Below are 12,575 nucleotides of genomic sequence, written 5' to 3' on the forward strand. Positions count from 1 at the left end.
GGTACCCACGGGTCATGCGGACCAGCGTGATGGATGTCGGATCGAAGACCGTCAGACTCGTCGTGGCGGACACGGCGGGCGGGGCGCCGCTGCCGGTGCACACGGCGAAGTGGCCGCTCAGGCTGTCCGAGCAGGTCACGCCCGGGGAGCCGGTGCCGGAGGAGGCCGTGGAACGCCTCGTGGACGCCGTCGCCGCGGCGGACAGGACCGCCGCGCGATGGGGCGCGTCGGGTCCCCTGGCGTTCGCGACCGCCGTGGTGCGCGGTGCCCCGAACCGGCAGGAGGTGCTGGGCACGGTCCGGGCCCGGACCGGCGTCGACCTGTGCACGCTGCCCGGCGAGGTGGAGGCCGAGCTCACGTTCCTCGGGGCGCGGCGCTGGATGGGCTGGCGCTGCGGGCCGCTGGCGCTGCTGGACATCGGCGGGGGTTCGCTGGAGGTCGCCTTCGGACGCGGCCGGCTGCCCGACTTCGTCGCCTCGCTGCCGCTGGGGGCGGGCCGGCTCACCCACGAGTACTTCGCGGACGCGGACCCTCCGTCCCCGGAGCAGGTGCGGGCGCTGCGCCGGCGGGTGCGCCACCAGTTGCGGGACGTGGCGGCCCGGATCCGCTGGGAGGGGCCCCGCACGGCGGTGGCCACCTCCCGCACCTTCCAGCAGCTGGGGCGGCTGTGCGGGGCCGCGCCCGGACGGCACGGCCCCTTCGTGGAGCGGGAGCTGTCCTGCGCCGACCTGCGGGTGGCGATCGACCGGCTGGCCGCCCTGCCCGCCGCCGAACGCGCCCGGCTGCCCGGGATCTCCGCCCCGCGGTCCGCGCAGAGCCTGGCGGGCGCGGTGGTGGGGCACACGGCGATGAAGCTGACCGGTCTGGACACGGTGACGATCTGCCCCTGGGCGCTGCGCGAGGGGGTGCTGTTGCGCCATATCGAGGACGGCCCCTCCTGGTGGGCGGAGATCACCCGCCTCAACGAGAAGGAGGCGGCGGCCGCCGACCCCGTACCGCTGCGCATCGCCACCGCGCACGGCTGACCCGGACGTACGACGAAAGGAGAGACCCGTGTCCGAGCGGGACGACCGCGAGACGCCCGAGACCGCCCTCGAGGAGGTGCTGCGCGAGGTCGAGGACGCCGAGCGGCGCACCGAGGACCCCGCCGGGCGGCGCCGCCGCCGGGGCGAGGCCGGGGACGCCACCACCCCGAACACCGAGGCGCAGGAGGAGTCCCGGGGCGACTAGCGGGCGCTACTGCGGCGGCGGGCCGAGGGGGCGCGCCGCCAGGGCCCGGGCGACGCCCAGCAGGTTGGCTGCCATGGCGCGGGCGGTCCTGCGGGACCAGTCGTGGCCGCTTCCGCCCTCCAGGAAGCTCGGTCCGGGCCCTGGACCCTGGTTCCAGTAGGTCCACGCCTGGCCGGGGATGGTGTAGCCGATGTCCTGCAGACCGCCGGTGATCTCGCTGATCACATGGTGCGCGCCGTCCTCGTTCCCGGTGACGACGACTCCCGCGACCCGGTTGTAGGCGACCGGCCGGCCGTCGTCGTCCGTCTCGGACAGCATCGCGTCCATCCGCTCCAGGACCCGTTTGGCCACCGACGACGGCTGCCCGAGCCAGGTCGGGGAGGCGATGACGAGGATCTCGGACGCGAGGATCCTCTCGTGGACGCCCGGCCAGGCGTCGCCCTCGTGCACGGCCTCGCTGACCACGCCCGGGGCGATGTCCAGGTCCACCGCGCGGACGACGTCGACCTCCACGCCGTCCCTCCGCAGCTGCTCGACGACGGTCCCGTACAGCGCCTCGGTGTTGGAGGTCTCCGGTGACTTCTTGAGGGTGCAGTTGATCACAAGTGCCTTCATGTGGCCATGGGGTACCCCGCGGGCGGGCGGTCGCCACGCGAACGGGGGTGTCCGTGGGCCGTCCGGGTACCCGGGGCTCATGGAGCACACCTGTGAAGAACCCCGGCTGCCCGCACCGCGCGGCCCCCTGAGCAGCGCCGTCGAGGACCATCTGCGGGCCACCGGCCCGCTGCCTCCCGACGAGGAGATCACCGCCGCCCCCGTGTACGGCGACGACTTCCAGCTCGCCCTGTACCTGTGCTATGAGCTGCACTACCGCGGGTTCGCGGGCGTGGCGGCGGAGCGTGAGTGGGACCCGGAGCTGCTGCGCGTCCGCGCCGCCCTGGAGGACCGCTTCCTCACCGCGCTCCGCGCGGACGCCCGGCGGCACGACGACGTCGACGAGGCGCTCGCCGAAATCCTGGTGGAACCGGTGGACGGCACGGGCGTCAGCCACTTCCTGCGCGACAAGGGCGAGCTGTGGCACATCCGCGAGTACGCCGCCCAGCGGTCCCTGTACCACCTGAAGGAGGCCGACCCGCACGCGTGGGTGCTGCCCCGGCTGTGGGGCCGGGCCAAGGCGGCGATGGCGGCGGTCGAGTTCGACGAGTACGGCGGCGGTCGCGCCGACCGGGTGCACGCCCGCCTCTTCGCGGACCTGATGACGGACCTGGGCCTGGACACGACGTACGGCCGCTATCTGGACGCGGCCCGCGCCGAACTGCTCGTGACGGTGAACCTGATGTCCCTCTTCGGACTCCACCGCTCGCTCAGGGGCGCCCTGGTGGGCCACTTCGCGGCGGTCGAGATCACCTCGTCGCCCGGCTCGCGGCGGCTCGCCGAGGCGATGCGCCGCACGGGCGCGGGGCCCGCCGCCGAGCACTTCTACGACGAGCACGTGGAGGCGGACGCGGTGCACGAGCAGGTGGTGCGCCACGAGGTCATCGCCGGTCTGCTGGAGGTGGAGCCGCACCTCGCGGCGGACATCGCCTTCGGCGTGGACGCCACCGTGTTCGCCGAGGACCGCCTGGGCGAGAGGCTGCTCGCGGACTGGAGCGCCGGCCGGTCGTCGCTGCGCACTCCCCTGCCTCAGGAGTTCACCCATGCTTCTTGACGGCGGGGGTACCCGGCGATCCGTGACTCCACTGGCGCCACCGGGCGTGTACGCCCCTCAAGAGGACACCGAGCTGCTGGCCGGTGCCCTGTCCGACGAACCCGTCCCTTCGGACGCGGACGTTCTCGACGTGGGAACGGGATCCGGCGCGCTGGCGGTCGAGGCCGCCCGGCGCGGCTGCCGGGTGACCGCGGTCGACGTCTCGCGGCGGGCGGTGTGCGCGGCGCGGCTGAACGCGCTGCGGGCCGGCGTGCCGGTCCGGGTCCGGCGCGGCAACCTGTTCGCGCCGGTGCGGGGCGAGTCGTTCGACCTGATCCTCGCCAATCCGCCGTACGTTCCGGCGCCCGGCGGCGGCTCGCCGCCGCGGGGCGCGGCCCGGGCCTGGGACGCGGGCGGCGACGGACGCCTCGTCCTGGACCGCATCTGCCGGGAGGCGCCCGCGCTGCTGCGGCCGGGCGGCGTCCTGCTGCTGGTGCAGTCGGCGCTCAGCGACCCCGAGCTGACGGTCGGCGGGCTGCGGGCGGCCGGGACGAAAGCCGCGGTGATCCGGCGCCGGCGCATCTCCTTCGGCCCGGTGGTACGGGGCAGGGAGCGCTGGCTGCGGGAGCGGGGGCTGCTGTCCGCGGGCGACGACAAGGAAGAGCTGGTGGTGATCCGTGCCGAACTCCCCGTCTGACGCCCCGCGCCGCGTCACCGTCCGGCGCAAGGGCCCCCTGCTGGTGGAGGGGCCGGTGGAGGTCGAGCTGGAGGACGGCACGGTCGTCGCCTCCGACCGCTTCCGGGTGGCCCTGTGCACCTGCCGCCGCAGCCGACGGTATCCGTGGTGCGACACCAGCCACCGGGACCGGGCCTGAGCCGTCGGGCTCCGTGAGGGCCCGGAGACCGGCGGGCGGCCCCACTCCGCCCGCCGGCCTCCTTGCGCGGGATCGCACGCTCCGCGGGAGGTCCGGACTCCCCAGTCCACCGGCCACCACGCGGTCACGGGAAACCGTGCGATCCCGGTCTCAGAACGCGAAGACGCTCGAGCCGTGAGCGTTCATCACGCACGTGTTGGAAAAGGTCCGCTGGTAGGAGACGCGCTGTCCCTGCCACACCCCGTCGACGGTGACGAGCACCGGGTCGTACTGCTTGGTGCAGAAGACGCCCTCCCGCATCGTCAGGGCGTCGAGGTCGCCGCCGAGGCGGTTCATCTCCGCACAGGCCGCCCCCGGGGCCGGGTGGGTGCCCGAGGGAACCGGGGCGCAGGTCAAAGTGACCGCGCGCTCCGGCGTGACGGTCGCCGCGCTGTCGCCGTGGCCCACGGTGAGCACCAGGGCCGAGGGGGCGTAGAGCGCGGACGGGGCGGTCTCCGGGGCGGCCAGCGCCGCCCCGGTCAGGGGTGCGCAGACGGCGGCGGCCGTGAGGCCGAGGGTGGTGGCCCAGCGCGCGGTGTTCCGCATTGTGTGCATCCTTCCGCTCGTGTCGACGAGTCGCCGGCCCGTGCTCGGTCGGTGCCGAACCGGCGTGCCGGAGTCTGCCGAGTCCGCGCCGGAACTTCACATCGGGCATGCGGATTTCGGTAACCTTGCGTATTGAATCAGTGGCGTGAAGTCACGGAACGCACGGGGCACGGCCCTGTAACCGCACGGAAACCGAGTGCGCGAAGTGGCCAGATGGCCGGAATGCGGTCGCTCGGCAATAGGCCTGAAACATTCCGGTTCCGCTCTCGGCGGACCGTTCGATGACGCCTTGTGTTCATGAACCGGGCGAGTAATCGTCATTACATGATGACGAAGGAGCAGCGGGAACAACTGCGGGGCTGGTTCACCGGCCGGCTCCCCGAGGGTCTCTTCGAGGAGCTGGCCGAGGTCACGGTCGACCGCGAGGAGATCACCGTCATCGGCCGCGTTCCCGGCCCCCGGCCGGCGGAGGGCGCCTCGCCGGCCGAGCGGGAGGCGGCGGTCGAGGGCCGCGTCCAGGAGTTCCGGGAACGCACCCGGGACGAGCGGATCGCGGTCGCCCGGGACGCCGAGCGCCGCTTCGGCCGGAAGGTCTCCTGGGGTGTGGAGTGCGACGGGCACCGCGTGTTGTTCACACATGTGGCGGCGCCCGTCATGACCCGGCTGCGCCAGCCGGAGCGGCAGGTCCTCGACACCCTCATCGCGAGCGGGGTGGCCCGCAGCCGCAGCGAGGCCCTGGCCTGGTGCGTACGCCTGGTCCAGCGGCACACCGACGACTGGCTCACCGAGCTGCGCGAGTCGCTGGAGCACGTCCAGCGGGTGCGGGACCGGGGGCCGGACAACGATGCGGAGGAGGCGGAGCCCGGCGCCGTCGACGGGTGAACGGTGTTGTCGGCGGCGTCCATTACGGTGCGGGCATGACTGGATTCGTACTGGTGGCCGGTGCCCGGCTCGGAGCCTGGGCGTGGGACGAGGTGGCGGACGAACTGCGCGCGGGCGGGCACGAGGTGCATCCCCTGACGCTGTCCGGGCTCGCCGAGAAACAGGGGGTGCCGGCGGGACAGCAGACCCATGTCCGGGACATCGTGGACGAGGTGGAGCGGCTCGACCTGCGGGACGTCGTCCTCGTGGGGCACAGCTACTCCGGCGTGCCGGTCGGGCAGGCGGCCGAGCGGATCGGCGAGCGGCTGCGGCGCGTGGTGTTCGTCGACGCGAACGTGCCGGTCGACGGGGAGTCGTTCCTGTTCGGCTGGCCGAGCGACGACGTCCGGCGGGAGATCGACGCCAACGGCGGGTTCTGGCCGCCCATGGGGGCCGACGGCTACGCGGGCCAGGGCCTGACCGACGAACAGACAGCCCGCATCATCGCCGGATCGACCCCGCACCCGGGCGCCACGCTCACCGAACCGGCCGTGCTGGAGCGGCCGCTCGGCGAGCTGCCGGCGACGTACGTGAAGTGTCTGCTGGACGGCGAGGAGCCCCTCCCGGCCGTGGCGGAGCCGCTGAGGAGCGGGACGTGGGAGCTGGTGACCATGGACACCGGGCACTGGCCGATGTTCTCCCGGCCGCGCGAACTGGCCCGGATCCTGCGGGAGGCGGCCGCGGTCCGCTGATCCCCTCCCGTCCGGCGCTGGACGCGCCCCGCACCCAGCGGCCAGCATGCACCAAGGCGGCGTGGCTCCGGGAGACGAGGCGGGACGGATGGCGAAGCACTGGGCCGACTTCCAGTACGAGATCTACCTGAACGGGATGACGGGGGCCGTGCCCCGGCTGCCGACCGATCTGACCCGGCTGGAGGAGCTGACCGGGCAGCGGCTGGGCCCGGGGCCGGTCGGGTACGTCGCGGGCTCCGCGGGCGACGGCAGCACCGCCCGCGCCAACCGGGCCGCGCTCGAACGCCGCCGGATCGTGCCGCGCATGCTGCGGGACGTGCACGAGCGTGACCTGTCGGTCGAGGTGCTGGGCCGCACGCTGCCGGCGCCGCTCGCGCTGGCGCCGGTCGGGGTGCTGTCGATCATGCATCCGGACGCCGAGTCCGCCGCCGCCCGGGCGGCGGCCGCGCAGGGCGTGCCGTTCGTGCTGTCGTCCGCGTCCAGTACGCCGATGGAGCAGGTCGCGGAGGCGATGGGCGAGGCGGACCGCTGGTTCCAGTTGTACTGGCCGAAGGACGTGGAGGTGGCCCGGAGCTTCCTGGGCCGGGCGAGGGCCGCCGGGTTCACGGCGCTCGTCGTCACGCTCGACACCCCCCTGCTGTCGTGGCGCCCGCGCGACCTGGACCAGGCGTACCTGCCGTTCCTGCACGGTGTGGGCACCGCCAACTACTTCTCGGACCCGGCGTTCCGGGCGGGGCTGGCCAAGCCGGTGCACGAGGATCCCGACGCGGCGGTGATGCACTTCGTCGGCATGTTCGCCGATCCCGCCAAGTCCTGGCCGGACCTGGCGTTCCTGCGGGAGAACTGGGACGGCCCGATCGTCCTCAAGGGCGTGCTCCACCCCGACGACGCGCGGCTCGCCGCCGACGCCGGGATGGACGGCGTGGTGGTGTCCAACCACGGCGGGCGCCAGGTGGCCGGGGCGATCGCCGCGGCGGACGCGCTGCCCGGCGTGGTGGAGGCCGTCGGCGACCGGCTCACCGTGCTGTTCGACAGCGGGGTGCGCACCGGCGACGACGTCTTCAAGGCCCTCGCCCTCGGCGCACGGGCGGTCCTGCTGGGCCGTCCGTACGCCTACGGGCTCGGCCTCGACGGACAGGCGGGGGTCGAGCACGTGATCCGCTGCCTGCTCGCCGAACTCGACCTCACCATGGCCCTGTCGGGCCACGCCACCCCGTCCACGATCGGTCCCGAGTCCCTCACGGAGACGACGGGCTGACCCGCCACGACACGTGCGGAGCCGGGGCGGGGCGGCCCTCCGGGCCGGGTCCCCGCCCCGGGGGTCACATCCCCGGCTCGGCCGGTTCCGCGCGCCGGGCCGCCGGGGTGTCCGCGCCGCTGACGGACAGGGAGCCCGTGTCCGTCCGTACCGGTTCGGGACTCCAGCGCTGGTCCACGCTCCGGTCGCGCACCTTGACGACGATGTCGGCGTTCGCGTCAGGGGTCGCCGGAGCAAGGGCCAGTTGGACGTCCCAGCGGGGCACCAGCTCGCCCTGCGCGGTGAGGTCGTACCGCACGTCGGCGCCCCGCCGGCCGCCGGGGCCGCCGCAGGTGCCGAGGACGACGACACCGGCGTCCTTGTGCGAGTCCAGGCACAGGCCGGGGTCGGCCACGCTGCGCAGCAGCCCGTCGTCCTCGTACGTCCACTGCTGGGTCCACACCGAGGAGCAGTCCGCCAGCCGGGTCCCGGAGCCGTCCCGGGGCTCGCCCCGGGTGTCGAGGCACAGGCCGGAGGCGACGTTGCGCAGCCGCGTCCGTTCCGGTGCGGTGGGCAGGCCGGCGGCGCCGGGCGGGGACGCGGAGGGCACGGCCGCACGGTCGCCCACCGCTCCGGTGGAGCCCGTCGGGTCGGCGGCGCCTCCGTCCGGGGTGGAGGACCCGGCGATGAGCACGCTCACCAGCACCCCGGCGGACACCGCCCCGAGGCCGGTGAGCAGGGTCCTGGTGGAGCGCACCGGGTCCGGGAGCGCGAGGCCCGTCAGCCGTCCGGGGACGGGGATGCGGGACAGCACGCGGTACCGGCCGCTGCCGGGCCGCCCGCCCCCGCGCCGTCGGCGGGCGGCGCGTCCGCCGCGGGGGCCGGCCGTCGCGCGCCCCGGGCGCGAGTCGAGGTAGCGCCGGGCCCCCCACCCGAGCACCGCCTCGGCGAGCAGCGTGCCCAGCCCGCCCTCGAAGTGGCTCAGTTGCTCGGCCGCGTTCCGGCAGTGGCGGCACTCCGCCAGATGCTGCCGGACGTCCGGCAGCAGGGCCCCGCCCCGCCGGATGGGGACGTCGAGGAGGCGGTTGTAGAAGCGGCAGTCCTTCGTCGGTGCCAGTTCCTGATGGGCGTGGACACAACCTTGACGGAATTTTTCACGTGCTTGTTCGAGTGCGTCCGATGCGACGGCGGGGTCCATGCCGAGCAGACCGGCCGGTACGGAAATCGGCTCGGCCTCGACCTCGACGTGCCAGAGCAAACAGCGCGCGCGTGCGGGCAACGACCGGAATGCCCGTTGGGCGAGTGAGCGATTTTCCGGAGTCATGGTGTTCGCCGCGCGCATGCCGCGCCCGCCGGCCGGTTTCCGAAGCTCCGGCACAACCCCGGTTATTCGGTCGTCCGCGGCCCACTCGCGGACCGTGTCCCGCACGGCCACCAGCAGCACGGGCCGGAGCGCGACGGCCGATTCGCCGATGGCGACCCGGTCCAGTGCCCGGTGCAGGGCGGCCGCGGTGACCATGGCGGCGAGCGGCCCCGACGACGCGAGGCAGACGGCCGCGTAGTCGTGCATCGACGGCCAGTGCCGCGCCGTCAGCAGCGCGACGGAGTGGGCGGCCTCGCCCTCCGGACGGTTCCGCAGCCGGGCGGCGAGGAACTCGTCGGACTCCTCCGGATCCCCGCCGGGCGGGGGATACGGGGGCCGAGGGGGGTGGGGGGTGTGCACTGAGATGGTTCCTTCCCACAGCGCATGTGTATTCGAGGGTTTCCGACGCCGAAAAGGAAGACCGACGGGTGCGTACCTCTTTGGCGGGGCACGGGGGGCGCGAATTCACCGACGGCGAATCGGACCCGGTTCATCGACTCGCGTGCGACCCCGGCCTTACCCCCCGCACGGGTGGCTCACTCTCGCACAACCCGCGCTCGGCCAACAAGGCGCTCGGGGAACATCCGCGCGTTGACAGAAAGTCAGAGAGGGAACGCGGCCCGTGTCTTTCGCCCCGGGTTTTCACGCCGTTCACAGCCCGGGCGCTCCGGAGGGCGCCCGGATCCCCGCCGCGCCCCGGGTGAACTCCGCTCCCATGACGGCGCCCCGCGCACGCTCCCGGCGCACGCCGGAGCGCAGTCGCCTGGTCACGGCCGACTCCCGGAAGGACACGCGCGGAGCCGGCGGCTCTCCTGCGCGCGAAGACGGCGACCCCGGTCCTCCGCCCCGGCCGACGGCCCCGAGAAGCTCCCTGCGTCCCGCGCGGCCCGTCCGGCGCGGTTCAGATCTGCCAGGAGCGCAGCCGGTCGGCCGCGCCGTAGACGTCCGCCTCGCCGGAGATCAGGTCGCGCGCCAGATCGACCAGGGCGCCGTAGGGCGGGTCGATGCCGACCCCGCTGACGAACATGTAGGCGACCGCCGTGGCACAGGCGAAACGGGCGTTGGCCGAGGGCAGCGGCCGGAGCACGGCGAGGGTGTGCAGCAGGGCCGCCGCCCGCCAGGCCGGATCGGAGTCGACGCCCAGCCGGGGCGGGTCCACCCGGTGGCGGGCGACGGCCGCGACGAGGGCGGAGAAGTCGTTGACGGTGGGCTGGTCCGGGAGGACCTCCTCGTGCCGCTGGAGCAGCCAGGGCACGTCGATGTGGAGCACGGAAGCCATCGGTCAGGCGGCCCGTCCCGCGCCCCTGGCGGAGGGTTCGTCGTCCGGGAAGGCGGCGGCGAACTCGTCGGCGTGGGAGGCGAAGAACCGGCGGAAGGCTTCCGCGCCCTCCTGCAGGGCGCGGTGGCGGGCTATGTCCGCCGCGGCCGCCTCCCGCACGAGCGCCTTCATGGACGTACCGCGTTCCTTGGCGATCTGCCGCAGGTCCTCGAGCTCGCGGTCGCTGAACTCCACGTTGAGAGCTGGCATGCCTTCACGGTACCGCTCGGGTACTGAATCGTAAATAAGCGCAGGTCAGACCATACAGAAAGGGGTACCGGCAGGGGCGGCGGCCGAGCGGCCGCCGCCCCTGCCGGTAGCGGGTGTCAGCCCTGATCGGCCACGAAGGAGGCCATGCGGGTCAGGGCCGCGTTCCAGTTGATGGTGTGTTCGTTGGTGGACCAGGACTGGATGTCGTCGATGAAGCAGAACTGGCCGACGCAGCCCTGGAGTTTCGACTGGGCGATGGGGTCCTGGATACTGGAGTTGGGTCCCCCGGAGAGCGTGCCGGCGGGCGGGTTCGGCAGGTTCGGGTCGAGCTGCCGGGCGTACCAGCGGCTGTGCTGGTTGTGCGCGTTGACCTCGCCGTAACCGGTGACGTACGACATGTTGAGGGCGTTGCGGCCCAGGATGTAGTCCATGCTCTGCAGCGCGCCGTCCCGGTACTTCGAGGCGCCGGTGAGGTCGTAGGCGGTGGCGAGGACGACCGCGTTGTTGAGCACCTGGTGGCTGGAGCCCCAGTCGTAGACGTTGTCGGCCGGCGCGTACGGCATGCCGTACGGGTGGGCCTTCAGCGTGGCCAGATAGCGGTCGGCGCCCTTGATCACGGAGTGGCGGACCTTGTCCTTGCCGGGCAGTCGGCTGGGCACGGTCGCGAGGTCGAGCCGGCCGGCCGCGGCGGTGCGCGACCAGTCGAAGCCGGTCGGCCCGAAGATGTCGGCGGTGTGCACCGGGGAGTTCAGCACGTACTCCCTGAACTGCCTCTCCCCCGTGGTGAGGTACAGCTCCGCGGCCGCCCAGTAGAACTCGTCGGCCACGGTGTCGTCGGGGTAGGCGCCGCCGCCGACGCCGTCGTCCGGGTCGGCGAGCAGGTCCGGGTGGGCGAGGGCCGCCGTCCAGGCCTTGCGGGCCGCCGCGAGGGTGGTGGCCGCGAACTCCTTGTCGTAGGAGCGGTAGAGCCGTGCCGCCTGGGCGGCCGTGGCCGCGAGGTTCAGGGTGGCGGCGGTGGTCGGCGGGTGCAGTTCCCGCTTCTGCGGGTCGTCGCTCGGCAGCAGCGGCAGCCCGGTCCACTGCTCGTCGTGGATCTTGTGGTGGGCCATGCCGGCCAGCGGCTCACCCTCGGGGACCTGCATCTTCAGCAGGAACTCCAGTTCCCAGCGGGCCTCGTCGAGGATGTCCGGGACCTTGTTGCCGCTCTCCGGGATGTTCAGCGTGCCGTCGCCGAGCTTGTCCGCCTCGCCGGTGCGGGCGTGCTTGGCGCGTTCGTAGGTGCTGAGCACCTCCCAGGTGCTGATGCCGCCGTTGACGACGTACTTGCCGTGGTCGCCGGCGTCGTACCAGCCGCCGGTGACGTCGAGGGTGTAGTCGCAGACTCCGGGCTGGCAGGGCACCTGGCTGTCGCCCTGGTTGGGGGCCGTGCCCACGTGCCCGGCCGGGCGGCCGTAGCCGGGGCGCAGGTCGTCGCGGATCTCCGTGCCGCTGCGCTGGGTGTAGTAGTACTTCGCCGCGTCCAGCCGCAGCCGCTCGTAGGCGCTCGCGTCGATGTCGAAGGGCCGGCTGGTCTCGCCGTCCACGGTCAGGGTGTAGCCGGTGCCGCGCCCCCGGTAGGAGCCGAAGTCGAGGGAGTGGACGTTCTGCCCGGAGGAGGCGTCGGTGCCGCGCGGCACCGTCCAGCCCGTGCGGACCACCCGGCCGGCGCCGTCCTTCAGCCGCCAGGGCAGCCGCTCGCCGGCGTCGGTGACCAGGGTCGCGTTCTTCGGCCCGGAGGGCAGGTAGGCGACCTGGTTGACCCGGACGCGGGGGCCGGTGTCGGGCTCGTACGGCTCGGGGGCGACCCCGCCCAGCAGGGACACGTCGTCCACGCAGAACCGCCAGGGGTCCGCGCTGCCGCCGAGCTGGAAGCCGACCTGGCCCTGCGCGGTGTCGACGGGTGAGGTGAAGGTGTACGAGTAGGTGTCCCCCGAGACGCTGAGTTGCGGGGACACCTCGTAGTAGGTGTCGTACGGCGACGCCTGCAGGCCGACGATCGCCCGCACCACATGGCCGGCGGGCGAGCCGGTGGCGCTGAAGGAGAAGCGGTACGACTCCCCCTTCACCAGGGTGATGTCGTTCTGGCCGACGGCCGCGTCCCAGCGGTTGGCGGTGCCGCCGGGGACGTCGGCGCACAGGCGGCCCTCGGACGGGCTCGCGGCGACGTCGGCGGAGGCCCACCAGGAGTCGGTGCCGTTGTCGAAGGCGCCGTTGCGGACCTGCTCCACCTCGTCGGCCCCGGCCGGGGCGGCGGGCAGCGCGGTGAGCGCGGTCGCCAGCAGTCCGGTCAGGGACAGCAGGGCGGTTCTGCGTCTGTTCACGTCTGAGCTCCTCGTGGGGAGGTGCGGGGGCGGGAAAGCACATTTGGGAGCGCTCCCATTTCCGTACGCGGACCATGGTTGTGGCAGGTGTGACACT

General features: G+C 73.6%; 14 protein-coding genes. 8 read left to right on the forward strand and 6 right to left on the reverse strand.

The features are described 5' to 3' along the window. Positions 1 to 14: 14 nt before the first annotated feature. Entirely contained in the window at positions 15 to 1,025 is a 1,011-nt protein-coding gene (locus ACZ8ZB_RS02525; protein ID WP_470736080.1) for a Ppx/GppA family phosphatase, read from the forward strand. 28 nt (positions 1,026 to 1,053) lie between these two features. Continuing rightward, on the forward strand, positions 1,054 to 1,230 hold the full coding sequence (locus tag ACZ8ZB_RS02530; protein ID WP_470736081.1) for a hypothetical protein: 177 nt from the start codon (positions 1,054 to 1,056) through the stop codon (positions 1,228 to 1,230). Between the two features lie 6 nt (positions 1,231 to 1,236). Here ACZ8ZB_RS02530 and ACZ8ZB_RS02535 read toward each other — a convergent pair whose 3' ends face one another. Further along, entirely contained in the window at positions 1,237 to 1,845 is a 609-nt protein-coding gene (locus ACZ8ZB_RS02535) for a flavodoxin family protein (RefSeq protein ID WP_470736082.1), read from the reverse strand. Positions 1,846 to 1,924: 79 nt separating this feature from the next. Between ACZ8ZB_RS02535 and ACZ8ZB_RS02540 the strand changes: the two genes are divergently transcribed. The 3 genes from ACZ8ZB_RS02540 to ACZ8ZB_RS02550 are packed head-to-tail and all read left to right on the forward strand — an operon-like array spanning position 1,925 to position 3,792. Further along, on the forward strand, positions 1,925 to 2,938 hold the full coding sequence (locus ACZ8ZB_RS02540) for an iron-containing redox enzyme family protein (RefSeq protein ID WP_470736083.1): 1,014 nt from the start codon (positions 1,925 to 1,927) through the stop codon (positions 2,936 to 2,938). After that, positions 2,928 to 3,614, forward strand: coding sequence for a HemK2/MTQ2 family protein methyltransferase (locus ACZ8ZB_RS02545; RefSeq protein ID WP_470736084.1), 687 nt, complete (start codon positions 2,928 to 2,930; stop codon positions 3,612 to 3,614). Before ACZ8ZB_RS02540 ends, ACZ8ZB_RS02545 begins: the two co-directional genes overlap by 11 nt. After that, positions 3,595 to 3,792: a CDGSH iron-sulfur domain-containing protein gene (locus ACZ8ZB_RS02550; protein ID WP_351997790.1), complete on the forward strand. Its 198-nt coding sequence runs from the start codon at positions 3,595 to 3,597 to the stop codon at positions 3,790 to 3,792. The genes ACZ8ZB_RS02545 and ACZ8ZB_RS02550 overlap by 20 nt, the downstream gene beginning before the upstream one ends. A gap of 150 nt (positions 3,793 to 3,942) precedes the next feature. On the opposite strand, the gene ACZ8ZB_RS02555 is transcribed toward ACZ8ZB_RS02550, so the two are convergent. Continuing rightward, positions 3,943 to 4,377: a protease inhibitor gene (locus ACZ8ZB_RS02555; RefSeq protein ID WP_470736085.1), complete on the reverse strand. Its 435-nt coding sequence runs from the start codon at positions 4,375 to 4,377 to the stop codon at positions 3,943 to 3,945. 324 nt (positions 4,378 to 4,701) lie between these two features. Here ACZ8ZB_RS02555 and ACZ8ZB_RS02560 point away from each other — a divergent pair, with 324 nt between their 5' ends. The 3 genes from ACZ8ZB_RS02560 (at position 4,702) to ACZ8ZB_RS02570 (ending at position 7,248) form a co-directional block, all read left to right on the forward strand. Continuing rightward, positions 4,702 to 5,259, forward strand: coding sequence for a hypothetical protein (locus tag ACZ8ZB_RS02560; protein ID WP_470736086.1), 558 nt, complete (start codon positions 4,702 to 4,704; stop codon positions 5,257 to 5,259). A gap of 35 nt (positions 5,260 to 5,294) precedes the next feature. Beyond that, positions 5,295 to 5,990 (forward strand): alpha/beta fold hydrolase, encoded by a 696-nt coding sequence (locus ACZ8ZB_RS02565; RefSeq protein WP_470736087.1) that lies wholly within the window; start codon positions 5,295 to 5,297, stop codon positions 5,988 to 5,990. An 88-nt stretch (positions 5,991 to 6,078) separates the two neighbouring features. Beyond that, on the forward strand, positions 6,079 to 7,248 hold the full coding sequence (locus tag ACZ8ZB_RS02570; protein ID WP_470736088.1) for a lactate 2-monooxygenase: 1,170 nt from the start codon (positions 6,079 to 6,081) through the stop codon (positions 7,246 to 7,248). Positions 7,249 to 7,312: 64 nt separating this feature from the next. Here ACZ8ZB_RS02570 and ACZ8ZB_RS02575 read toward each other — a convergent pair whose 3' ends face one another. The 4 genes from ACZ8ZB_RS02575 to ACZ8ZB_RS02590 form a co-directional block, all read right to left on the reverse strand. After that, on the reverse strand, positions 7,313 to 8,950 hold the full coding sequence (locus ACZ8ZB_RS02575) for an RICIN domain-containing protein (protein ID WP_470736089.1): 1,638 nt from the start codon (positions 8,948 to 8,950) through the stop codon (positions 7,313 to 7,315). Between the two features lie 541 nt (positions 8,951 to 9,491). Further along, the gene (locus ACZ8ZB_RS02580; protein ID WP_030821359.1) at positions 9,492 to 9,869 is read right to left on the reverse strand and encodes a hypothetical protein; all 378 of its coding nucleotides are present in this window, start codon (positions 9,867 to 9,869) and stop codon (positions 9,492 to 9,494) included. 3 nt (positions 9,870 to 9,872) lie between these two features. Continuing rightward, a complete protein-coding gene (locus ACZ8ZB_RS02585) occupies positions 9,873 to 10,118 on the reverse strand; it encodes a hypothetical protein (RefSeq protein WP_030863804.1) in 246 nt (81 codons plus the stop codon). Between the two features lie 116 nt (positions 10,119 to 10,234). Continuing rightward, a complete protein-coding gene (locus ACZ8ZB_RS02590; RefSeq protein ID WP_470736090.1) occupies positions 10,235 to 12,478 on the reverse strand; it encodes a glycoside hydrolase family 9 protein in 2,244 nt (747 codons plus the stop codon). Positions 12,479 to 12,575 lie beyond the last annotated feature (97 nt).

The sequence above is a fragment of the Streptomyces sp. 12E genome (genome assembly GCF_055633275.1).

What these genes read in the sequence shown, in the direction of transcription:
- ACZ8ZB_RS02565 (WP_470736087.1), top strand. Translation starts at nt 5,295, where the DNA reads ATGACTGGATTCGTACTGGTGGCCGGTGCCCGGCTCGGAGCCTGGGCG.
- ACZ8ZB_RS02570 (WP_470736088.1), top strand. Translation starts at nt 6,079, where the DNA reads ATGGCGAAGCACTGGGCCGACTTCCAGTACGAGATCTACCTGAACGGG.
- ACZ8ZB_RS02525 (WP_470736080.1), top strand. Translation starts at nt 15, where the DNA reads ATGCGGACCAGCGTGATGGATGTCGGATCGAAGACCGTCAGACTCGTC.
- ACZ8ZB_RS02560 (WP_470736086.1), top strand. Translation starts at nt 4,702, where the DNA reads ATGATGACGAAGGAGCAGCGGGAACAACTGCGGGGCTGGTTCACCGGC.
- ACZ8ZB_RS02585 (WP_030863804.1), bottom strand. Translation starts at nt 10,118, where the DNA reads ATGCCAGCTCTCAACGTGGAGTTCAGCGACCGCGAGCTCGAGGACCTG.
- ACZ8ZB_RS02545 (WP_470736084.1), top strand. Translation starts at nt 2,928, where the DNA reads ATGCTTCTTGACGGCGGGGGTACCCGGCGATCCGTGACTCCACTGGCG.
- ACZ8ZB_RS02555 (WP_470736085.1), bottom strand. Translation starts at nt 4,377, where the DNA reads ATGCGGAACACCGCGCGCTGGGCCACCACCCTCGGCCTCACGGCCGCC.
- ACZ8ZB_RS02580 (WP_030821359.1), bottom strand. Translation starts at nt 9,869, where the DNA reads ATGGCTTCCGTGCTCCACATCGACGTGCCCTGGCTGCTCCAGCGGCAC.
- ACZ8ZB_RS02540 (WP_470736083.1), top strand. Translation starts at nt 1,925, where the DNA reads ATGGAGCACACCTGTGAAGAACCCCGGCTGCCCGCACCGCGCGGCCCC.
- ACZ8ZB_RS02535 (WP_470736082.1), bottom strand. Translation starts at nt 1,845, where the DNA reads ATGAAGGCACTTGTGATCAACTGCACCCTCAAGAAGTCACCGGAGACC.